Source organism: Colwellia sp. 20A7 (genome assembly GCF_009832865.1).
Taxonomy (GTDB): Bacteria; Pseudomonadota; Gammaproteobacteria; order Enterobacterales; family Alteromonadaceae; genus Colwellia.
This window is the reverse complement of the sequence record NZ_CP047130.1, coordinates 4,020,414-4,042,384: the sequence shown is the minus strand read 5'-3', so window position 1 is coordinate 4,042,384 and position 21,971 is coordinate 4,020,414. Positions and strand designations below refer to the sequence as shown.

Annotated in this window: 18 protein-coding genes, 1 tRNA gene, 2 rRNA genes and 1 pseudogene; 16 read left to right on the top strand and 6 right to left on the bottom strand. The window is 39.4% G+C overall.

Translation table 11 applies throughout. The features are described from left to right. Nucleotides 1-262: 262 nt before the first annotated feature. A complete protein-coding gene (locus tag GQS55_RS17375; RefSeq protein WP_159821679.1) occupies nucleotides 263-1,909 on the bottom strand; it encodes an AMP-binding protein in 1,647 nt (548 codons plus the stop codon). A 395-nt stretch (nucleotides 1,910-2,304) separates the two neighbouring features. Here GQS55_RS17375 and rpsJ point away from each other — a divergent pair, with 395 nt between their 5' ends. From rpsJ to GQS55_RS17315, 12 genes are all read left to right on the top strand, one after another. Continuing rightward, nucleotides 2,305-2,616 (top strand): 30S ribosomal protein S10, encoded by a 312-nt coding sequence (rpsJ, locus tag GQS55_RS17370; RefSeq protein WP_070375080.1) that lies wholly within the window; start codon nucleotides 2,305-2,307, stop codon nucleotides 2,614-2,616. A gap of 14 nt (nucleotides 2,617-2,630) precedes the next feature. Then, the gene (gene rplC / locus GQS55_RS17365) at nucleotides 2,631-3,269 is read left to right on the top strand and encodes a 50S ribosomal protein L3 (RefSeq protein WP_159821678.1); all 639 of its coding nucleotides are present in this window, start codon (nucleotides 2,631-2,633) and stop codon (nucleotides 3,267-3,269) included. A gap of 16 nt (nucleotides 3,270-3,285) precedes the next feature. Next, a complete protein-coding gene (gene rplD, locus GQS55_RS17360; protein ID WP_159822967.1) occupies nucleotides 3,286-3,891 on the top strand; it encodes a 50S ribosomal protein L4 in 606 nt (201 codons plus the stop codon). After that, nucleotides 3,888-4,190 carry a 50S ribosomal protein L23 gene (gene rplW / locus GQS55_RS17355; protein ID WP_159821677.1) on the top strand — a complete coding sequence of 101 codons (303 nt, stop codon included), beginning with the start codon at nucleotides 3,888-3,890 and terminating at the stop codon, nucleotides 4,188-4,190. Before rplD ends, rplW begins: the two co-directional genes overlap by 4 nt. 11 nt (nucleotides 4,191-4,201) lie before the next feature. Continuing rightward, nucleotides 4,202-5,026, top strand: a complete 825-nt coding sequence (gene rplB / locus GQS55_RS17350) for a 50S ribosomal protein L2 (RefSeq protein WP_159821676.1) — start codon at nucleotides 4,202-4,204, stop codon at nucleotides 5,024-5,026. 88 nt (nucleotides 5,027-5,114) lie between these two features. Next, nucleotides 5,115-5,390: a 30S ribosomal protein S19 gene (gene rpsS, locus GQS55_RS17345; RefSeq protein ID WP_011041718.1), complete on the top strand. Its 276-nt coding sequence runs from the start codon at nucleotides 5,115-5,117 to the stop codon at nucleotides 5,388-5,390. A gap of 11 nt (nucleotides 5,391-5,401) precedes the next feature. Beyond that, the gene (gene rplV / locus GQS55_RS17340) at nucleotides 5,402-5,734 is read left to right on the top strand and encodes a 50S ribosomal protein L22 (protein WP_159821675.1); all 333 of its coding nucleotides are present in this window, start codon (nucleotides 5,402-5,404) and stop codon (nucleotides 5,732-5,734) included. Nucleotides 5,735-5,746: 12 nt separating this feature from the next. After that, the gene (gene rpsC / locus GQS55_RS17335) at nucleotides 5,747-6,442 is read left to right on the top strand and encodes a 30S ribosomal protein S3 (RefSeq protein ID WP_159821674.1); all 696 of its coding nucleotides are present in this window, start codon (nucleotides 5,747-5,749) and stop codon (nucleotides 6,440-6,442) included. A gap of 12 nt (nucleotides 6,443-6,454) precedes the next feature. Then, nucleotides 6,455-6,868 (top strand): 50S ribosomal protein L16, encoded by a 414-nt coding sequence (gene rplP / locus GQS55_RS17330; RefSeq protein ID WP_159821673.1) that lies wholly within the window; start codon nucleotides 6,455-6,457, stop codon nucleotides 6,866-6,868. After that, nucleotides 6,868-7,059 carry a 50S ribosomal protein L29 gene (rpmC, locus tag GQS55_RS17325; RefSeq protein WP_159821672.1) on the top strand — a complete coding sequence of 64 codons (192 nt, stop codon included), beginning with the start codon at nucleotides 6,868-6,870 and terminating at the stop codon, nucleotides 7,057-7,059. Before rplP ends, rpmC begins: the two co-directional genes overlap by 1 nt. Beyond that, nucleotides 7,059-7,310: a 30S ribosomal protein S17 gene (gene rpsQ / locus GQS55_RS17320; protein ID WP_159821671.1), complete on the top strand. Its 252-nt coding sequence runs from the start codon at nucleotides 7,059-7,061 to the stop codon at nucleotides 7,308-7,310. The genes rpmC and rpsQ overlap by 1 nt, the downstream gene beginning before the upstream one ends. A 1,187-nt stretch (nucleotides 7,311-8,497) precedes the next feature. Further along, nucleotides 8,498-9,739 (top strand): malic enzyme-like NAD(P)-binding protein, encoded by a 1,242-nt coding sequence (locus GQS55_RS17315; RefSeq protein ID WP_159821670.1) that lies wholly within the window; start codon nucleotides 8,498-8,500, stop codon nucleotides 9,737-9,739. Nucleotides 9,740-9,838: 99 nt separating this feature from the next. Here the strand turns inward: GQS55_RS17315 and GQS55_RS20110 are convergent. From GQS55_RS20110 to GQS55_RS17300, 3 genes and pseudogenes are all read right to left on the bottom strand, one after another. Next, nucleotides 9,839-10,231: pseudogene (locus GQS55_RS20110) on the bottom strand (phosphoglycerate mutase family protein); the annotation flags it as partial. Between the two features lie 271 nt (nucleotides 10,232-10,502). Next, complete coding sequence (gene sthA, locus GQS55_RS17305; protein WP_159821669.1) at nucleotides 10,503-11,933, bottom strand: Si-specific NAD(P)(+) transhydrogenase; 1,431 nt, start codon at nucleotides 11,931-11,933, stop codon at nucleotides 10,503-10,505. Between the two features lie 92 nt (nucleotides 11,934-12,025). Beyond that, nucleotides 12,026-13,144 (bottom strand): acyl-CoA desaturase, encoded by a 1,119-nt coding sequence (locus GQS55_RS17300; RefSeq protein ID WP_159821668.1) that lies wholly within the window; start codon nucleotides 13,142-13,144, stop codon nucleotides 12,026-12,028. Between the two features lie 188 nt (nucleotides 13,145-13,332). On the opposite strand from GQS55_RS17300, the gene fabR reads away from it, so the two are divergent. Then, on the top strand, nucleotides 13,333-13,968 hold the full coding sequence (gene fabR / locus GQS55_RS17295; protein WP_159821667.1) for an HTH-type transcriptional repressor FabR: 636 nt from the start codon (nucleotides 13,333-13,335) through the stop codon (nucleotides 13,966-13,968). 53 nt (nucleotides 13,969-14,021) lie between these two features. On the opposite strand, the gene trmA is transcribed toward fabR, so the two are convergent. After that, entirely contained in the window at nucleotides 14,022-15,116 is a 1,095-nt protein-coding gene (gene trmA, locus GQS55_RS17290; protein WP_159821666.1) for a tRNA (uridine(54)-C5)-methyltransferase TrmA, read from the bottom strand. Between the two features lie 340 nt (nucleotides 15,117-15,456). Then, nucleotides 15,457-15,930, bottom strand: a complete 474-nt coding sequence (locus tag GQS55_RS17285) for an RNA recognition motif domain-containing protein (RefSeq protein WP_159821665.1) — start codon at nucleotides 15,928-15,930, stop codon at nucleotides 15,457-15,459. Between the two features lie 796 nt (nucleotides 15,931-16,726). On the opposite strand from GQS55_RS17285, the gene GQS55_RS17280 reads away from it, so the two are divergent. From GQS55_RS17280 to GQS55_RS17270, 3 genes are all read left to right on the top strand, one after another. Continuing rightward, a 16S ribosomal RNA gene (locus GQS55_RS17280) occupies nucleotides 16,727-18,267 on the top strand. Between the two features lie 96 nt (nucleotides 18,268-18,363). Beyond that, a tRNA-Ala gene (locus GQS55_RS17275) sits at nucleotides 18,364-18,439 on the top strand. A 525-nt stretch (nucleotides 18,440-18,964) separates the two neighbouring features. After that, a 23S ribosomal RNA gene (locus tag GQS55_RS17270) occupies nucleotides 18,965-21,859 on the top strand. Together the 16S and 23S rRNA genes with 1 tRNA gene alongside form the textbook arrangement of a ribosomal RNA operon. Nucleotides 21,860-21,971 lie beyond the last annotated feature (112 nt).

The window sequence follows — 21,971 nt, the reverse complement described above, 5'->3', positions numbered from 1 at the left end:
TTAGTTTGAGGTCTATTCTGCTTTTTCTCTCCTTAATACTTTATATAAGTAAAGGAAGAATAAAATGTAGAATTGTTGAAAATTTGCGCGCGAGTATAACATTACTATTTAAGGATCGATAGAAAATTGGAAAAAAAAATGTAAATGAGGGGTAAAATAAAAAGCTCTGCTTATATATAGGTTAAACAGAGCTAGGAGCAGAACATAAAAAAGCTAGATTTATCTTAAATACCAATCTAGCTTGCTTATTAGTGCTTAACTTTTACCTTAATTCTCTTCGTAATAATTTCCCTACGGTCGACTTAGGAATTTCATTGATGAAGATAACATGCTTAGGAATTTTGTATGCTGTTAAGCCTCGACGACAAAAATCGATAACATCTTGTTCTGTGATCTTGTTATATTCTGCGTCTTTGCTCTTCACTACAAACAGTTTAACCGCTTCTCCTGTTTTCTCATCAGTTACACCAATACAAGCGGATTCAACAATGCCTGGCATATTGGCAATTTCAGCCTCAATTTCATTGGGGTACACATTAAAGCCAGAAACATTAATCATATCTTTAATGCGATCGACAATATGGAAAAAACCTTGGTCATCGAGCATGGCAACATCGCCTGTTTTGAAATAGCCATCGGGTGTCATGGCATCTTCTGTCGCGTCAACATTATTCCAATAGCCAGACATTACTTGCGGGCCTTTAGCACACAATTCACCAGCTTCTCCTTGTTTCACAATATTACCATTATGATCTCGAATAGAAATATCAGTATTAGGAAGCGGAACACCGATACCCGGTACATAAACGTCTTTACCGTTGATGGTAGCACCAAAGTTTAACGATAAGACAGGAGATGTTTCTGACAAACCATAGCCTTCTTGTAGTCTAGTACCTGTTACTTGTAACCACTTATCTGCAACAGCTTGTTGAACAGCAGCGCCACCACCAATACACAGCTTTAATGCTGAAAAGTCTACTTGTTCAAAACCAGGGGTGTGTAATAAGCCGTTAAATAAGGTATTTACTCCAGTAAAAGTTGTTGCGGGTGTGTTTTTCCATATTTCGACAAAGCTGGGCATATCTCGGGGATTCGTAACTAAAACATTTTTAGCACCAAAGGTGAAATAAGCGAGGGTATTAGCCATCAATGCGAAGATGTGGTACATCGGAATAGCCGTAATAACAATATCATTGCCATAATCAATTTCATTTTGAGCAAATTCTTCATACTGCAGTATATTCGCAATTAAATTACCGTGAGAGAGCATTGCGCCTTTAGATAATCCTGTTGTACCTCCGGTATATTGTAAATACAACAAATCATCTTGGCAGAGAGCGGGCTCTACTAATTCAATACCTTTACCTTGTGCTAAAGCGTCGGTGAAATTAACAGTATTACTTAAACGCTCATCAGTAGGTTCAGAAGGTAGGCCTTTATTAATTAAGTCGTCTAGATTAACTGTAATTACATTTTTTATTTTAGTTTTCTTAATAACATCAGCGAGCATTGACGTAGATGGAGAAAATATAATGATAGTTTCTACTTGAGCATCGTTAAGTTGATGTTCTAATTCACGCGGCGTGTACATAGGGTTTACATTTACTTGTACGCCCCCAACACGAATAATACCCCACATAGCAATTGGAAAGCATAAGGTATTTGGGCACATCAGTGCAACACGCTCGCCTTTGGTAATATTCAACTTATTTTGTAAAAAAGCGGCAAAGTCACGTGATAAAAAATTTACCTGATCGAAAGTCAGCTCCGCACCAAAATTACTAAAAGCCGTTTGCTGTTGATATTTACCCGTTGTTTCATGAAACAAGTCTATTAATGAAGTGTAGCGGCTTAAATCGATTTCATTAGCTACGTTGGTAGGATAATTAGTAAACCAAGGTTTATTCATGTACTTCCCCTCTTTATATGATGATAATTATTATAGTTAATTCTTTTTATAGTTATTTCGAGTGTAATGAATATTCAATTGAAACGCTATTAGGTTAACAGCCTGAATATTTAAAATTTATGAATGAGTAATTAATACTTGCTCATATTCTAATCTTATGTATAATACGCGACCACATTCAGGAGAACTGAGTGTAGTTTTGTTTATACAGTTTTTTATCTTTTATAAAGGTAAAAACCCAATGTAAAACAAACTAAGGCGATAACATATTAGTTATTTCCTTATTACAGCAACGCTAATTTTGCGTTGAATGTTTTTAAGTAATACACCCCCTTCCAGCACATAAGGAAGCAGAGGGATGTATTTTTTTGTTCTTTTAAAAGGGGATTTGATAAATGTCAAATCAAAGAATTCGCATTCGTTTGAAAGCGTTCGATCATCGTTTGATTGATCAATCTACAGCAGAGATCGTTGATACTGCTAAACGTACTGGCGCACAGGTTCGTGGTCCTATTCCACTTCCTACTCGCAAAGAACGTTTTACAATATTAACTTCTCCACACGTTAACAAAGATGCGCGTGATCAGTACGAAATTCGTACTCACAAACGCATGATTGATATCGTTGAGCCAACTGAAAAGACTGTAGACGCATTAATGCGTTTAGATCTTGCAGCTGGTGTTGATGTTCAAATCAGCTTGGGCTAAGAGGAGTTTTAACAATGACTATAGGTCTAGTTGGACGTAAAGTGGGTATGACTCGTGTCTTCACAGAAGATGGCGTTTCTACTCCTGTTACAGTTCTAGAAGTTGAAGCGAACCGTGTTTCTCAGGTTAAAACTGTAGATAACGATGGTTATTCAGCGCTTCAAGTTACTACGGGCAAGCGTAAAGCAAGCCGTGTTAACAAACCAGCAGCTGGTCATTTCGCTAAAGCAGGCGTTGAAGCAGGTCGTGGCCTGTGGGAATTCCGCTTAAATGCAAATGAAGGTAGCGATATTGAAGCTGGCAGTGAAATCACTGTTGAGATTTTCAATGACACTAAATTAGTAGATGTAACCGGTACCTCTAAAGGTAAAGGTTTCCAAGGTGGTATCAAGCGCTGGAATTTCAGCATGCAAGATGCAACTCATGGTAACTCGATTTCTCACAGATCTAACGGTTCGTTAGGTCAGTGTCAAACACCAGGTCGCGTTTTCAAAGGCAAAAAAATGTCTGGTCACATGGGTGCTGTGCGCGTTACTACACAAAACCTTGAATTGGTTCGCGTTGACGCAGAACGTAACTTGTTGCTTGTTAAAGGTGCAGTTCCGGGTGCTATCAACGGTAACGTAATCATCAAACCAGCTGTTAAAGCTTAGTCCAGGAGATTTTGTGATGGAATTATCATTAAAAGACGCATCAGGTGCTCTTGAAGTTTCTGAAGCAACTTTTGGACGTGAGTTTAATGAAGCTTTAGTACACCAAGTAGTAGTTGCATATGCAGCTGGTGCTCGTCAAGGTACTCGTGCTCAGAAAACTCGTTCAGAAGTGAGCGGCGGTGGTGCAAAACCATGGCGTCAAAAAGGTACAGGCCGAGCTCGTGCCGGTACTACTCGTGGTCCAATCTGGCGTTCTGGTGGCGTAACATTCGCTGCTAAACCTCAAGATCACAGTTTAAAAGTTAACCGTAAAATGTATCGTGGTGCTATTGCTAGCATCTTATCTGAACTAGTTCGTCAAGAACGTTTAGTTGTAGTGAACGATTTTTCGGTAGAAACACCTAAAACTAAAGAATTAGTTGCTAAGTTGAAAGGCTTAGAGCTTAAAGATGTATTGATTGTAACTAAAGAAGTTGACGAGAACTTGTTCTTATCAGCACGCAACTTATATAAAGTTGACGTTCGTGACGTTGCAGCAATTGATCCTGTAAGCTTAGTTGGTTTCGAAAAAGTTTTAATTACTGCTGATGCAGTTAAAGAAATTGAGGGGATACTAGCATGATAAACGAAGAACGTTTGTTGAAAGTGCTTTTAGCACCAAATATTTCTGAAAAAGCAACTGTAGCAGCTGAAGCAAACAACACTGTTGTTTTCAAAGTTACTACTGATGCAACTAAAGCTGAAATTAAAGCGGCCGTTGAGAAGCTTTTTGAAGTTTCTGTTGTAGGTGTTAATACACTTAATGTTAAGGGTAAAGTAAAACGTACCGGTGCTCGTTTTGGTCGTCGTAACGACTGGAAAAAAGCCTACGTAACTCTTGCAGAAGGTAGTGACATCGACTTCGTTGGCGCTGAATCATAGGAGTAGTTAAAATGGCTATTGTAAAATGTAAACCTACTTCTCCGGGTCGTCGTCACCTAGTTAAAGTGGTAAACAAAGAGCTTCATAAAGGTAAGCCTTACGCACCATTATTAGACACTAAGTCTAAGTCTGGTGGTCGTAACAATAATGGTCGCATTACGGTTCGTCACATTGGTGGTGGTCATAAGCAACATTATCGTATCGTTGATTTTAAACGAAATAAAGATGGTATCCCTGCGAAAGTAGAGCGTTTAGAATACGATCCAAATCGTAGTGCTAACATCGCTTTAGTATTATACGCAGATGGTGAGCGTCGTTACATCTTAGCCCCTAAAGGCTTAAAAGCTGGTGATTCTATCCAGTCTGGTGTTGATGCTCCTATTAAACCGGGTAATACTATGCCTTTACGCAACACGCCATTAGGTAGTGTTGTGCATGCAATCGAACTTAAACCAGGTAAGGGCGCGCAAATTGCTCGTGCTGCTGGTACTTACGCACAATTAGTTGCGAAAGATGGTGCTTACGTTACTTTACGTCTTCGCTCTGGCGAAATGCGTAAAGTTGAAGCAGATTGTCGTGCTACTTTAGGTGAAATCGGCAATGCTGAACACATGCTTCGCTCTCTGGGTAAAGCTGGTGCTTCACGCTGGCGCGGTGTTCGCCCAACTGTTCGTGGTGTTGCCATGAACCCAGTTGACCATCCACACGGTGGTGGTGAAGGTAAAACATCTGGCGGTCGTCATCCGGTATCACCTTGGGGTGTACCAACTAAGGGTTACAAGACTCGTTCGAATAAGCGTACTGATAAATTTATCGTACGTCGTCGTACTAAGTAATTAGTGCATTAAACTAAATACTCTACATTATCGAATAGTTAAATCGACTAATTTCGGTAGGTAGGGTACTGATAATTAAGGAATCACCATGCCACGTTCCCTCAAGAAAGGTCCTTTTATTGACCTACACTTGTTGACGAAGGTAGAGAAAGCGGTGGAAAGCGGGAATAAAAAGCCAATTAAGACTTGGTCCCGTCGTTCAATGATCATCCCTACGATGATCGGATTGACCATAGCTGTCCATAATGGCCGTCAACACGTTCCTGTATTTGTAACCGAAGAAATGATCGGTCACAAATTAGGAGAATTTGCACCAACTCGTACTTATCGCGGTCATGTCGCTGATAAGAAAGCGAAGAAGTAAGGGGAAGTTAGATGGAAGCAATTGCTATACATAAATTTGCCCGTGGTTCTGCGCAAAAAGCACGTTTAGTCGCGGATCAAATCCGTGGCGTACACGTTGAAAAAGCACTTGAAATATTAACCTTCAGCAATAAATCTGCTGCCGAGTTAGTTAAAAAAGTTCTTAATTCAGCGATTGCTAATGCAGAGCACAATGAAGGTGCAGATATTGATGAATTATTCGTTAAAACAATTATGATTGACGATGGTCCAACAATGAAACGTATTATGCCACGAGCGAAAGGCCGAGCCGATCGCATCATCAAGCGCACTAGTCACATTACTGTGATTGTGTCTGATTCTTAGGAGTATATTAGTATGGGTCAAAAAGTTAATCCTACCGGTATTCGCCTAGGTATCACGAAACCTTTCGCGTCTACTTGGTTTGCTAACAGCAAAGATTTTGCTAGCAACTTAGACGGCGACCATAAGGTTCGCGAATTTTTAAAAGAAAAGCTTAAACGCGCTTCACTATCTAAAGTAGTTATTGAACGTCCAGCTAAATCTATCCGCGTAACTATTCACACGGCTCGTCCGGGTGTTGTTATCGGTAAGAAAGGCGAAGATGTTGAGAAGTTACGTTTAGCTGTGTCTAAAATTGCCGGCGTTCCTGCTCAAATCAACATTGCTGAAGTACGTAAGCCAGAAATGGATGCGCAGCTTGTTGCTGACAGTATTGCTAGTCAATTAGAACGTCGTGTTATGTTCCGTCGCGCTATGAAGCGTGCCGTGCAAAACGCTATGCGTTTAGGTGCTAAGGGTATCAAAGTTCAAGTTAGCGGTCGTTTAGGCGGCGCTGATATTGCACGTGCTGAATGGTATCGTGAAGGTCGTGTACCTTTACATACATTACGTGCTGATATCGACTACGCAATTGCGCGTGGCGACACGACTTATGGTGTAATTGGTATTAAAGTTTGGATCTTTAAAGGCGAAATCATTGGTAAAATGCCACTTGTGGCAGAACAACCAGCGGCTAAGCCTAAAAGAAAGAACAACCGCAAAGCGAAGTAAGAGGAATAAGTAATGTTACAACCAAAACGTACTAAATTCCGTAAGCAATTTAAATTACGTAACCGTGGTCTTGCACAGGTTGGTAGTTCAGTTAGCTTCGGTACTTTCGGTTTGAAATCGGTTGAGCGTGGTCGTATGACTGCACGCCAAATTGAAGCCGCTCGTCGTGCCATGACTCGTCATGTTAAGCGTCAAGGTAAAATCTGGATACGCGTTTTCCCTGATAAGCCAATTACCAAAAAACCTCTTGAGGTTCGTATGGGTAAAGGTAAGGGTTCAGTAGAATATTGGGTTTGCCAAATTCTTCCTGGCCGTGTTCTTTATGAAATGGAAGGTGTTCCTGAAGAAGTAGCGCGCGAAGCATTTGCTTTAGCAGCTGCTAAACTTCCGTTTAAAACTACCTTCGTAACTAGGACGGTAATGTAATGAAAGCTAGTGAACTTAAAGCAAAAAGCATTGAAGAGCTTAATGCTGAATTACTAGAGCTTCTACGTGAGCAGTTTAACTACCGCATGCAAGCAAGCACTGGTCAATTAGCACAAACTCATTTGCTAAGAACTGTACGTCGCAATATTGCACGTGTTAAGACTATCATCACTGAAAAGGCAGGTAAGTAATGAGCGAAGCTAAAATCCGCACACTACAAGGCGTTGTTATCAGTAACAAGATGGATAAGTCTATCGTTGTAATGATCGAACGTCGCGTTAAGCACCCTATGTATGGTAAGTACATCACGCGTTCAACTAAGTTGAAAGCTCATGATGAAGCTAACGTATGTAACGAAGGTGACTTAGTAACTATTACTGAAGTTGCGCCAATTTCTAAGTCTAAAAACTGGAAATTAGTTGACGTAATTACTAAAGCTTAATCAATATTTTTAATATTTATTAAACTTACATAGTTATTAAAAAGACCTTAGCATTCATTTGTTAAGGTCTTTTTTTATGTCCATATTTTGGTTAAGTAAGCAAAATTAACATGATTTCTAAGCCTGCTCATAAAGGTACGTGGAAATGTGTTGACGTAATTACTAAAGCTTAATTAGTATTTTTTAATACTTTTTAAACTTAAATAGTTATCAAAAAGGCCTTAACATTTATTTGTTAAGGTCTTTTTTTATGCCTGTATTTTGGTTAAGCAAAAGAAATTGACATAACTTTCTAAGTCTGCTCATAAAGATAAGTGGAAATGTATTGACGTAATTACTAAAGCTTAATCAATATTTTTAATATTTATTAAACTTACATAGTTATTAAAAAGACCTTAGCATTCATTTGTTAAGGTCTTTTTTTATGTCCATATTTTGGTTAAGTAAGCAAAATTAACATGATTTCTAAGCCTGCTCATAAAGGTACGTGGAAATGTGTTGACGTAATTACTAAAGCTTAATTAGTATTTTTTAATACTTTTTAAACTTAAATAGTTATCAAAAAGGCCTTAACATTTATTTGTTAAGGTCTTTTTTTATGCCTGTATTTTGGTTAAGCAAAAGAAATTGACATAACTTTCTAAGTCTGCTCATAAAGATAAGTGGAAATGTATTGATGTAATTACTAAAGCTTAATTAGTATTTTTAATACTTTTTAAACTTAAATAGTTATCAAAAAGACCTTAACATTTATTTGTTAAGGTCTTTTTTTATGCCTGTCTTTTAACGGGGCATTCCGGGAGCTTATAAAATGTCACCACTTGAATGGTTATTCATGACAACTGTCAATATTGTACTTTAGCGTAAAATCATACAACTTCTCCGACATATTCTATGATAACGGGCTTATTTTCAGGAAACTGTTACCAGCTCTAATATATGGTATTTCTCTGTTATCAGTAGTACTTTGTTAATAATACTCTGCTCTAATATTCGTTATTTAGTTAAATAATATGATTAATTACTCAATAAAGTTTATGTTTAATAAAGTTTGCAGCAATTCTATATAGTTAAATGGTCTTGATAAAGTAATAAGCAATGCAATACACTATAAAAAACGAATCACATAATAGTAAATAACTTGTCATTTATAATAATATAACCAACTAATGCACTAGGAAATAATAATGTCAGATCTTCGTCAACAAGCACTTGATTACCATTCTTTACCAACGCCAGGAAAAATTAGCGTAGCATTAACTACGGCAGCTGAAACGAGTGAAGATCTATCTCTGGCTTATAGCCCTGGTGTCGCAGAGCCGGTAAGAGCCATAGCTGAGAACCCTGACGATGTTTATAAATATACAGCAAAAGGAAATACGGTTGCTGTTATCACTAATGGTACTGCAATTTTAGGTTTGGGTAATTTAGGCCCTATGGCATCAAAACCAGTAATGGAAGGTAAATCATTATTATTTAAACGCTTTGCTAATATTGATTCATTTGATATTGAAGTAAAACACAAAACTGTTGAAGAGTTTGTCAATACCGTTGCTAACATCGCTGACACCTTCGGTGGAATTAACCTTGAAGATATCAAAGCTCCAGAATGCTTTGCTATAGAAAAAGCGTTAATTGAACGCTGTAAAATTCCAGTATTTCATGATGATCAACACGGTACTGCGATTGTTACTGCAGCAGGTATGATGAATGCTTTGGATATTCAAGGTAAAGATATAAACCAAGCTAATATCGTTTGCTTGGGCGCAGGTGCTGCCGCTATTGCTTGTATGGAATTATTGATTAAGTGTGGTGCACAGCGAGAGAAGATTTATATGCTGGATACTAAAGGGGTTATACATTCACGTCGTGATGATTTAAATGAATATAAAAAATTATTTGCCAATAACACCGATAAACGTACTTTAGATGACGCTATCACTGGTGCTGATGTATTTGTTGGGGTTTCTGGTCCTAATTTATTATCACAAGCTCAAGTTAAGCTAATGGCACCTAAACCTATAATTTTTGCTTGCTCAAACCCAGATCCGGAAATTAAACCTGAAGATGCACTCGCTGCTAGAGACGATCTTATCATTGCTACGGGTCGTAGTGATTATCCAAATCAGGTAAATAACGTTCTCTGTTTCCCATTTATTTTCCGTGGTGCGTTAGATGTTCGTGCTCGTACTATTAATGATGAAATGAAAATTGCCGCTGTTCATGCTATTCGTGCCTTAGCAAAAGAAACTGTTCCAGTTGAAGTTTTAACCGCTAGTGGCGTGAAAGAACTAAGTTTTGGTAAAGATTACATTATCCCTAAACCAATGGATTCTCGTTTGTTGGCTGTGGTTGCTAGAGCTGTTGCTCAAGCTGCGATTGATTCCGGCGTTGCTGCTTTGCCTATGCCTGAAGAATATATGCTTTAATTGATACCATATTAGCTAAAAAGGGTTAGATATAATTTATATCTAACCCTTTTTTTGTTTAAGAGAGAAAGGAATATTTACTCGCTTAATAAGGGGGAATTATTTAGAACCTTTATTAATAGTTTGGCAACTTATAGGTTGTTGTAAAATCGTTAATATAGGTTGATCATTTAAAATCTGAACTTGGTATAAATACTGATAATTATCTTCTGTTAATGGGGCTACTTTTTGCTGAGCTAATAATTCTGTTAACACTGGTGTAGTATTACTGTGGCCAACAATAAGCGTATTTCTCTTTTCTTGTTTTAATTGTAGTGAAAACAACTCTAAATTATTTGGATCATAATGCTGTATTTTTAGTTGCTCTAATCTAGACATAGGCTCTGCAGTTTGCATCGTTCTTTGATACTTAGTGCTATATATTGCAGATATATTGACTTTAGATAATATCTTTGATAATTGCTGAGCACGTTGCTTTCCGCATTCGCTTAGCTTTGGGTCTTTTTAATTATCTATTTTTTCCGCGTGCCTCACTAAATAAATACTATAATTATTATTAGCAAAGCTAAAACAGCTAAATAATATTAAGCTTGCCATAAATAGTATTTTATTATTCATTGTCATTTCTTACCGATTAATAATTTTATTGGCTATTTTCACCAACACGAGTGAAGTCATTTATTAGAGTAGGTATAAGTTACATAACTTAATTTAATAAGCTATGTAACTACTGGCATGGTCAATTTTCCTAAAATTAAACGGGTTAAAATAATCTATTTAATCCATTTAATGCGGCAACACGAAATGCTTCAGCCATTGTTGGATAATTAAAGGTAGTATTAACGAAATATTCAATAGTATTACCACCATTAGTTTGTTGCATAATAGCTTGCCCAATGTGAATAATTTCAGCAGCATTTTCACCAAAACAATGAATACCTAAAATTTCTTTAGTTTCACGGTGAAAAAGAATTTTTAAAGAGCCAACTAAGCTATTAGTGATTTGGGCTCTGGCTAAATGTTTGAACTGTGCTCTGCCTACTTCGTAAGGTATTTTTGCTTCTGTTAATTCTTGTTCTGTTTTACCAACTGAACTGATCTCAGGAATCGTATATATACCTGTAGGGATGTCAGCTATCAACATAGCTGTACTTTGATGATCTATCATAGCTGATGCTGCTAATCGGCCTTGATCGTAAGCGGCACTGGCTAAGCTTGGATAACCAATAACATCGCCAACTGCATAAATATTTTCAATATGGGTTTGATATTTGTTGTTTACTTTTAGCTGTCCACGTCCATCTGCTTTTAATCCGGCATTTTCTAAGTTTAAATCAGCAGTATTACCGGTACGCCCATTAGCAAATAAAAGACAGTCCGCTCGCATCTTTTTCCCGGACTCTAAATATACAATAACGGATTGATCGGTGGCTTCAACACGTTTTATTTGCTCACCGTGTCTAATAACTACACCGTTATTCCATAAGTGATAACTTAAAGCATCTGATATTTCATCATCTAAGAAAGAGAGAAGTCGATCACGCGTATTAATTAAATCTACTTTTACACTAAGTCCACGGAAAATCGATGCATATTCACTGCCTATAACACCCGCGCCATAGATGATAATAGAGCGGGGCTCATGTTTAAGGGAAAGAATAGTGTCTGAGTCATATACGCGTGGATGATTAAAGTTAATATCATCGGGTCTATAAGGGTGTGAGCCGGTAGCAATAACAATTTTTTCAGCGCTAATTTTTTCTATTGAACCATCCTTTTTTATAATTTGGATGGTATTACTATCAATAAAAGATGCATCACCAGTAATCAGTTCTACTTGGTTACGATCATAAAAGCCACTACGAAGCTGTACTTGCTTGCTTATAACTGAAGAGGCATGGTTTAGAATTTCTGCGCAGGTTAAACGCTTCGCTTTATTATGCCCACGAAATAAAGGGCTAGCATTATATTCTGTTAATCGACTAACACTTTGACGTAATGCTTTTGAAGGAATTGTCCCCCAATGAGTACAACCGCCACCAACGTCTTTGTAACGCTCAATAATAGCGACTTTTTTATTTTTTTTTGATAGTTCCATTGCAGCGCCTTCGCCGCCAGGACCTGTACCGATAATGATTACATCATAATCAAATGTTTTCTCACTCGTTGATTTCGTTGTATTAGCTTTAGCCAAAAGTTTTCCCCAAACCCTGATTACATTTATTATGAAAATATTAGCAGGATTTAAGGAAAATGGTAATCAATTGATTTGTATTTTATTGATTATTATGTGAGTTTTGCGGTGAGAGTATGCCAATTTTTTTGCTGCTCACTCAATTTAACTTTTAATTCTTTATATTGTTTCATCAATTCAGATTTTTCAACATCCGCTAATACCTGTTCTCGCTTTTCTGTCAGTAGAGTTTTGCGAATTTGGTAATAGTCATTTAGTTTACTAATCAGTAAATCGTATTCTTGTTGAAGATGTAAAATAGCCTGATCTGCATTAGGTAATCGAGTTAATTTGTCCTTGCTACGTTTTAGAGTCATAGCTAAACGCATTTTTTCTATTTTATCTTCAGGGCTAGTACGTAATTTCGTCGTTAAACCTAACCATTGGCAACTTTTTATCAGCCATTTTGTTGGGTCGAATTGCCACCAACGAATACCATTTCGATAATCATTTTCAAAGATATGGTGATAGTTATGATAGCCTTCGCCAAAGGTAAGTAAAGCTAATAAGCCATTATCTCTTGCGGTGTTTTTGTCGGTGTAAGTTTGTTTGCCCCAAATATGTGCTAAAGAATTAATGAAAAAAGTTGTATGGTGACTTAACACTAATCTCAGGAAGCCGACTAATAAAATACTATTAAGTATGTCTCCATGCCACAAACCGAAAGCAACAGGTACACCAATGTTCATCAAAATAGTCAGTAATAGATAATGCTTATGCTGCCACATTACAATATTGTCTTTTTGTAAATCACGAACATTATTATAATCGTTGTAACGATGAGCTTGATATTCTCGACACATCCAACCTATATGTGAATACCAAAATCCTTTTTTAGCTGAATAAGGGTCTTTGTCATTGTTGTCGACATGTTTATGATGAATTCTATGATCTGAAGACCAGTGCAAAATACTATTTTGTAAGGCAAATGCACCACCTAAAGCGAAAATGAAACGTAAGCTTGAATGCGCTTGGTAGGTTTTATGTGACCATAAACGGTGATACCCGGCGGTAATTGACATACCACAATAAATAAAACAGATTAAAGCAAATATTAACTCTGTGCTGTCAAAGCCTGTAGTTACTGCTCTATAAGGGACAGTAATAATAGCTACTAAAAAAGTAACTATAAAAATAGTGACGTTGAGCCAAACAATCTGGGGTTTTTTCATTTTATCTCGCTGTTCTTAACTAATATTTTATATGAATTTAAGTGTACACGTGTACGCTATTGTTATAGTTTAGCGAGTTCATCTAACCAGTCAAGTGTAATTAATATATTTTTACTCGGGTTAGGAAGCTGATATTATTGGTTTGTTATAAATGTGCTAATCCAAATTGCTTTATAAAGAGGAAAACTATGAGCGGTATTCGTGCCCAGCAAAAAGAAAAAACACGTAGGTTATTGATTGATGCCGCTTTGAATCAATTGAGTGCTGAGCGAAGTTTTTCCAGTTTAAGTTTAAGAGAAGTTGCTAAAGAGGCGGGCCTCGCACCTACTTCATTTTATCGACATTTTAGTGATATGGATGAACTTGGATTAACATTAGTAGATGAGGCGGGTTTAACATTAAGACAGTTAATGCGCCAAGCTCGTCAACGTATTGCTAAAGGTGGTTCGGTTATTCAAATATCTGTCGAGACATTTATGGAGTTAATCGAAAGTAACGGTAATGTATTTCGTTTATTGCTACGAGAACGTTCAGGTACTTCAGCTGCGTTTAGAGCTGCAGTAATTCGTGAAATTCGTTATTTCACTATGGAGCTTTGTGATTATTTACAACATGCAAAAGATTTAGATACAGAAGTTGCATATATGCAAGCCAATGCCGCTGTTACTATTGTTTTTAGCGCAGGCTCTGATGCATTAGATATGGAGGATAAATCAGAAAGAGCACAGTTATCAAAACAGACCATTCAACAACTTCGCTTTATTGCACGTGGTGCTGCTGAACTTAGTGATAGACGTAAAATATCTAAAAAAACGCATAAATAACTAAGTTCACAAACCATGAGGTCTTATTGCAGAGCTCATGGTTAAAGATAGAGTTATTTTCTAGTTAATACCACACCTACTTCAATGTGTGAGGTATAAGGAAATTGATCAAATAAAGCAAACTTCTCAATAGTATGTGTTTTAGTTAAGTCAGTTAAATTTTCTTTTAACGTATTAGGGTTGCAAGAAATATATATAATCTTATTAAAACGGCTCACTAGTTCGACGCTATCTTTATCTAAACCTGCACGAGGAGGATCGACTAATACAGTATCGTAATTGTAAGTAGTTAAATCGAACCCTTCTAAACGTCTGAACTTACGTTCACCGTTCATCGCTTGACTAAACTCTTCACTAGACATACGAACAATATTTATATTATCGATATTATTGGCTTTTATATTTACTTGTGCGGACTTTACCGAAGTTTTTGATATTTCAGTACCTAAAACACGTGTAAAATTTTGAGCTAGGGCAACACTGAAGTTACCATTACCACAATAAAGCTCTATTAAGTCTCCACCGGCATCAACCGTCGCTTTTTGGGCCCATAAAAGCATTTGCTCATTCACGTTGCCGTTTGGTTGTGTAAAACTATTTTCAACTTGTTGATAAGTGAACTTATTATCACCAACCTGTAAAGATTCCATCACATAATCTTTATCGAGGATAATTTTTTGCTTTTTAGCTCGGCCAATTATATCTACCGGAGCTATTGCTGATAATTCTATTTTCAGTGCTTTTGCAGCATCTTCCCAAGTAGGCTCTAAAGGTTTATGGTAAAGCATGCTAATTAGCAGCTCACCACTTAACGTAGAAAGAAAGTCTACTTGAAATAGCTTGTACCGTAGTTCTTTTAAATCTTTAATTGCTATCAATAAAGCTTTCATCGCTTGATTTATTAATTGGCTAGCGACAGGAAATTCATCAACGCGAAATTTTTCTTTAGTTTCACTGTTAAACATTATGTAATAGAGATCATCACCCTGATGCCATACTCTAAACTCAGCACGTAAGCGATAATTTAACGGCTCTGATGGAAAAATTTCTGCAGCAGGGATATTAAAGCAAGAAAATAGAGCGGTCATTTCTTGGTTTTTCTCTGACAATTGCTGTTCATAATTATCGGGATGAATATGACTAAACATAAATGCTTACCTTATTGTTTACTTATTGTGAATACTAGAATTCGTTAGGACACTCAGTTACTTTAATAAACCTGAGTATTGAAGTGCGCAATTTTAGCGTGAGTTTAGGTTTTGTCTAGTATAGAGTGAATATTTGTTTAGCTTTTCTGCGTTGCAGTCAATATAAACGTAATATCTTCTATTTTGTGAAATAAAGATAAAGCCATAACCCACATCAATAACACTATAGGGAAGTAGAGTTATATCGAAAAGTAACTCAAGCTTGTTTTATGGCAATAAAAAACCCGATATTAATCGGGTTTTTTATTATTAGTTATTAAAGTAAATAACACTGAGGGAGTTAGTCACTTGCTTCAACTCTTTCAGGACGTTCTTTAGCTTCTCTAACTTTTAAAGTACGTTGCTCAAATTCAGCATCATTTAATGCTGTAATTGCTTTTTCTAAATCACTTGCAGACATTTCTACAAAACCAAACCCTCTACGTTTACCTGTATGCTTATCTTTCATCAATCTTACTGATTCAACATGACCATAAGTAGCAAACAATTCTCTTACTGCGGTTTCATTGGCACGGTAAGGTAGGTTACCAACATAGAGTGTTTTAAAATCATTGTTATTATTATCAGTATCAGATGGAATACTTGATTGGCCTTTGTTACCAGGAAGGTTAATAAGCGGAGCAATAAGTGAACTGACAAAAACAAAGACAGCAATTAGTAAAGGTGTAATAGCTGATATAGAACTAAAAACTAAAAAAGCAATAATAGCGAAAATGGCTGCTATAACTATTGCTGAAATATTCGGAGACTTCATAATGGATACCTAATTATTATTTTAATATTAATTTATAAGAACAAAATGTAAATTTACATTTCTATGTTACTCACCTTTTGTCATTGTGCAACTATATTAGTGTAAAAAACATTCAAGATAGCAATTAATAACGATAAATTGTGTGAAATGAAAACATTTCGTTCGATTTATCTTCGAACGAATAAAACTTTAAAGAAAAGCCTTGACCATTTCCCAGAAATCTCTAGAATGCGCTCCAGTTCCAAGGGGTTCAGGCAAAACGAATCATCAACGGGCTGTTTTAATAAGTTATCTACTTTCATTTTAATGATAAATAGTTAACTTAACGTTTTAGAATGAAGGGTTTGAGAGTTTACAAAAACTTTTAAATAAATCAAAATAAAACGTTGACATTAAAACTCGGAAGCGTATGATACGCATCCTGCTTCGGGGCAACAGCAACGAGCAACACGAATTAAGTTAAGCTTAAATCGTTAGGTGAAGAGCGAATGCGACTCTCATCTATATCGACTAACCTAGTTACTCGATATCTTCTTTAACAATTAGTTATCATGCAATTTGTGTGAATACTCACATTAACTTGTTTTTACATAGTTCTTCTTTCTTAGGAAAGTGGAACAAAAAAAACGCTTAATGAATGATGTTCATGCAAATAAATATAGTTACTTATTTCTAGCGAGATAGGTGGCGACTATGTAATGCGATATCAGCTTTGCTGGTATCACGACAGAATTCATTGAGCAGTAACACATCACTTTTACTTAGGTAAGAATGGTGAGGTTACACAAACGATTTTTAATTGAAGAGTTTGATCATGGCTCAGATTGAACGCTGGCGGCAGGCTTAACACATGCAAGTCGAGCGGTAACAGAGATAGCTTGCTATCTGCTGACGAGCGGCGGACGGGTGAGTAATGCTTGGGAATATGCCTTATGGTGGGGGACAACAGTTGGAAACGACTGCTAATACCGCATAACGTCTACGGACCAAAGGGGGGGATCTTCGGACCTCTCGCCATTTGATTAGCCCAAGTGAGATTAGCTAGTTGGTGAGGTAATGGCTCACCAAGGCGACGATCTCTAGCTGGTTTGAGAGGATGATCAGCCACACTGGGACTGAGACACGGCCCAGACTCCTACGGGAGGCAGCAGTGGGGAATATTGCACAATGGGCGAAAGCCTGATGCAGCCATGCCGCGTGTGTGAAGAAGGCCTTCGGGTTGTAAAGCACTTTCAGTTGTGAGGAAAGGATGTTTGTTAATAGCAAGCATCTGTGACGTTAACAACAGAAGAAGCACCGGCTAACTTCGTGCCAGCAGCCGCGGTAATACGAGGGGTGCAAGCGTTAATCGGAATTACTGGGCGTAAAGCGTTCGTAGGCGGTCTATTAAGCAAGATGTGAAAGCCCAGGGCTCAACCTTGGAACTGCATTTTGAACTGGTAGACTAGAGTACTGTAGAGGGTGGTGGAATTTCCAGTGTAGCGGTGAAATGCGTAGAGATTGGAAGGAACATCAGTGGCGAAGGCGGCCACCTGGACAGATACTGACGCTGAGGAACGAAAGCGTGGGGAGCAAACAGGATTAGATACCCTGGTAGTCCACGCCGTAAACGATGTCAACTAGCCGTTTGTGTCCTTGAGACGTGAGTGGCGCAGCTAACGCACTAAGTTGACCGCCTGGGGAGTACGGCCGCAAGGTTAAAACTCAAATGAATTGACGGGGGCCCGCACAAGCGGTGGAGCATGTGGTTTAATTCGATGCAACGCGAAGAACCTTACCATCCCTTGACATCCAGAGAAGAGACTAGAGATAGACTTGTGCCTTCGGGAACTCTGTGACAGGTGCTGCATGGCTGTCGTCAGCTCGTGTTGTGAAATGTTGGGTTAAGTCCCGCAACGAGCGCAACCCCTATCCTTATTTGCCAGCGAGTTATGTCGGGAACTCTAAGGAGACTGCCGGTGATAAACCGGAGGAAGGTGGGGACGACGTCAAGTCATCATGGCCCTTACGGGATGGGCTACACACGTGCTACAATGGCAGGTACAGAGGGCAGCAATACCGCGAGGTTGAGCGAATCCCACAAAGCTTGTCGTAGTCCGGATCGGAGTCTGCAACTCGACTCCGTGAAGTCGGAATCGCTAGTAATCGTAGATCAGAATGCTACGGTGAATACGTTCCCGGGCCTTGTACACACCGCCCGTCACACCATGGGAGTGGGATGCAAAAGAAGTGGCTAGTTTAACCTTCGGGAGGACGGTCACCACTTTGTGTTTCATGACTGGGGTGAAGTCGTAACAAGGTAACCCTAGGGGAACCTGGGGTTGGATCACCTCCTTATCTTGAAGTAAAAACGAATAATGGAATGTCCCTTTTAAGAGATATTCAGAGTATTCACACAAATTACATGATAACAAAATTGAAAGAAACCCTGATGGGGCTATAGCTCAGCTGGGAGAGCGCCTGCCTTGCACGCAGGAGGTCAGCAGTTCGATCCTGCTTAGCTCCACCATTTTGACTTTTTACTACGTTGCTTCGTAGTTCGTGTAGAAAAGACTACACGTCACCACAAAGCGCCTTGTAAAGAAATCAAAATACCATCGTTTCTTTTAAATGAAGAAAGAGACCAAACTTAATCTATCAAAGCGATGATAATTTAAGTTTGGTTTTTTAAACCAAGTTTTTAACCGAATGTGAGTTAAAAATTAGTTCTTTAACAATCTGGAAAGCTGATATAAATATCGGTATTTATATGACAAACACGGTGTCGCGCTGTTGTTTGTTACAGTATAAATACCAAGCTGTTACAACATTCTCTTATCGTGAATGCTGTAATGGTGATAATGCATCCCCCAAGGATGTATTATCGAATTCATACTTGCTCTTAGAGCAAAGATGTCTTATCAAGTAACTCATCTTATATCTTCGGATATATTGAGTACGTGAAAATGTCAGACTTTACAATTACTGTGGATTAGTCTCCACGGTGTACTTTGTTTTCATTTCTTTTATTAGAAAAGACTACTTAGGGTTGTATGGTTAAGTGACTAAGCGTATGTGGTGGATGCCTTGGCAGTTAGAGGCGATGAAGGACGTGTTAATCTGCGAAAAGCTTTGGTGAGGTGATAAAAACCGTTATAGCCAAAGATGTCCGAATGGGGAAACCCACTTAGCATAAGCTAGGTATCATTATCTGAATACATAGGATAATGAAGCGAACCGGGAGAACTGAAACATCTAAGTACCCCGAGGAAAAGAAATCAACCGAGATTTCGTTAGTAGCGGCGAGCGAACGCGAATCAGCCCTTAAGCTTATTGGGCGCTAGTGGAACTTACTGGAAAGTAAGACGATACAGGGTGATAGTCCCGTACACTAAAGCAACCTTTAAGTGAAATCGAGTAGGACGGAGCACGTGAAACTTTGTCTGAATATGGGGGGACCATCCTCCAAGGCTAAATACTACTAACTGACCGATAGTGAACCAGTACCGTGAGGGAAAGGCGAAAAGAACCCCTGTGAGGGGAGTGAAATAGAACCTGAAACCGCATACGTACAAGCAGTGGGAGCCCGATTTAGTCGGGTGACTGCGTACCTTTTGTATAATGGGTCAGCGACTTATATTCTGTAGCAAGGTTAACCGATTAGGGGAGCCGTAGCGAAAGCGAGTGTTAACTGCGCGTTTAGTTGCAGGGTATAGACCCGAAACCCGGCGATCTACCCATGGGCAGGTTGAAGGTTGAGTAACATCAACTGGAGGACCGAACACACGTATGTTGAAAAATGCGGTGATGACTTGTGGGTCGGAGTGAAAGGCTAATCAAGCCGGGAGATAGCTGGTTCTCCCCGAAATCTATTTAGGTAGAGCCTCGCACGAACACCATTGGGGGTAGAGCACTGTTAAGGCTAGGGGGTCATCCCGACTTACCAACCCTTTGCAAACTCCGAATACCAATGAGTGATATGCGGGAGACACACTGCGGGTGCTAACGTCCGTTGTGAAGAGGGAAACAACCCAGACCGCCAGCTAAGGTCCCAAAGTACTAGTTAAGTGGGAAACGATGTGGAAAGGCATAGACAGCTAGGAGGTTGGCTTAGAAGCAGCCATCCTTTAAAGAAAGCGTAATAGCTCACTAGTCGAGTCGGTCTGCGCGGAAGATGTAACGGGGCTAAACTAGTCACCGAAGCTGCGGATTTAATCTTAGGATTAAGTGGTAGGGGAGCGTTGTGTAAGCCGTTGAAGGTGAATTGAGAAGTTTGCTGGAGGTATCACAAGTGCGAATGCTGACATGAGTAACGATAAGGGGAGTGAAAAACTCCCCCGCCGAAAGACCAAGGTTTCCTGTCCCATGTTAATCAGGGCAGGGTAAGTCGGCCCCTAAGGCGAGGCGGAAACGCGTAGTCGATGGGAAACAGATTAATATTTCTGTACTTCTATATATTGCGAAGGAGGGACGGAGTAGGCTAGATGAGCACGGCGTTGGTAGTCCGTGTGAAAGAATGTAGGTGGGCGACTTAGGTAAATCCGGGTTGCTGTTAACACTGAGACTCGAGACGAGTGTCTACGGACATGAAGTCATTGATGCCATGCTTCCAGGAAAAGCTTCTAAGCTTCAGATATATAGGAACCGTACCCCAAACCGACACAGGTGGTTAGGTAGAGAATACTAAGGCGCTTGAGAGAACTCGGGTGAAGGAACTAGGCAAAATAGTACCGTAACTTCGGGAGAAGGTACGCTGCTCAGGGTGATGGAACTTGCTTCCTAAGCTCAGAGCAGTCGAAGTAACCAGGTGGCTGGAACTGTTTATTAAAAACACAGCACTGTGCAAAATCGAAAGATGACGTATACGGTGTGACGCCTGCCCGGTGCCGGAAGGTTAATTGATTCGGTTAGACTTAGGTCGAAGCTGATGATCGAAGCCCCGGTAAACGGCGGCCGTAACTATAACGGTCCTAAGGTAGCGAAATTCCTTGTCGGGTAAGTTCCGACCTGCACGAATGGCGTAATCATGGCCACACTGTCTCCACCCGAGACTCAGTGAAATTGAATTTGCGGTTAAGATGCCGTATACCCGCGGCTAGACGGAAAGACCCCGTGAACCTTTACTATAGCTTGACAGTGAACATTGCTCCTACATGTGTAGGATAGGTGGGAGGCGTTGAAACAGAGTCGCTAGATTTTGTGGAGCCAATCTTGAAATACCACCCTTGTATGCGTGATGTTCTAACCTAGGGCCCTAATCGGGCTTGGGGACACTGTCTGGTGGGTAGTTTGACTGGGGCGGTCTCCTCCCAAAGAGTAACGGAGGAGCACGAAGGTTGGCTAAGTATGGTCGGACATCATACGGTTAGTGCAATGGCATAAGCCAGCTTAACTGCGAGACAGACACGTCGAGCAGGTACGAAAGTAGGTCATAGTGATCCGGTGGTTCTGTATGGAAGGGCCATCGCTCAACGGATAAAAGGTACTCCGGGGATAACAGGCTGATACCGCCCAAGAGTTCATATCGACGGCGGTGTTTGGCACCTCGATGTCGGCTCATCACATCCTGGGGCTGAAGTCGGTCCCAAGGGTATGGCTGTTCGCCATTTAAAGTGGTACGCGAGCTGGGTTTAGAACGTCGTGAGACAGTTCGGTCCCTATCTGCCGTGGGCGTTTGAGAATTGAAGAGGGCTGCTCCTAGTACGAGAGGACCGGAGTGGACGAACCGCTGGTGTTCGGGTTGTTATGCCAATAGCATTGCCCGGTAGCTACGTTCGGAACTGATAACCGCTGAAAGCATCTAAGCGGGAAGCAGGCTTTGAGATGAGTTCTCACTGGAGCTTTAAGCTCCCTAAAGGGTCGTTGGAGACTACAACGTTGATAGGTCAGGTGTGTAAGGGCTGTGAGGTCTTGAGCTAACTGATACTAATTGCCCGTGAGGCTTAACCATACAACACCCAAGTAGTTTTTAGAACTATGAAGTGCATTGTATGAAGACTGACATTAGAAAACACACGTACTTACGTGTTACTTGAATCAGAATAAAGAACAAAACGATATTT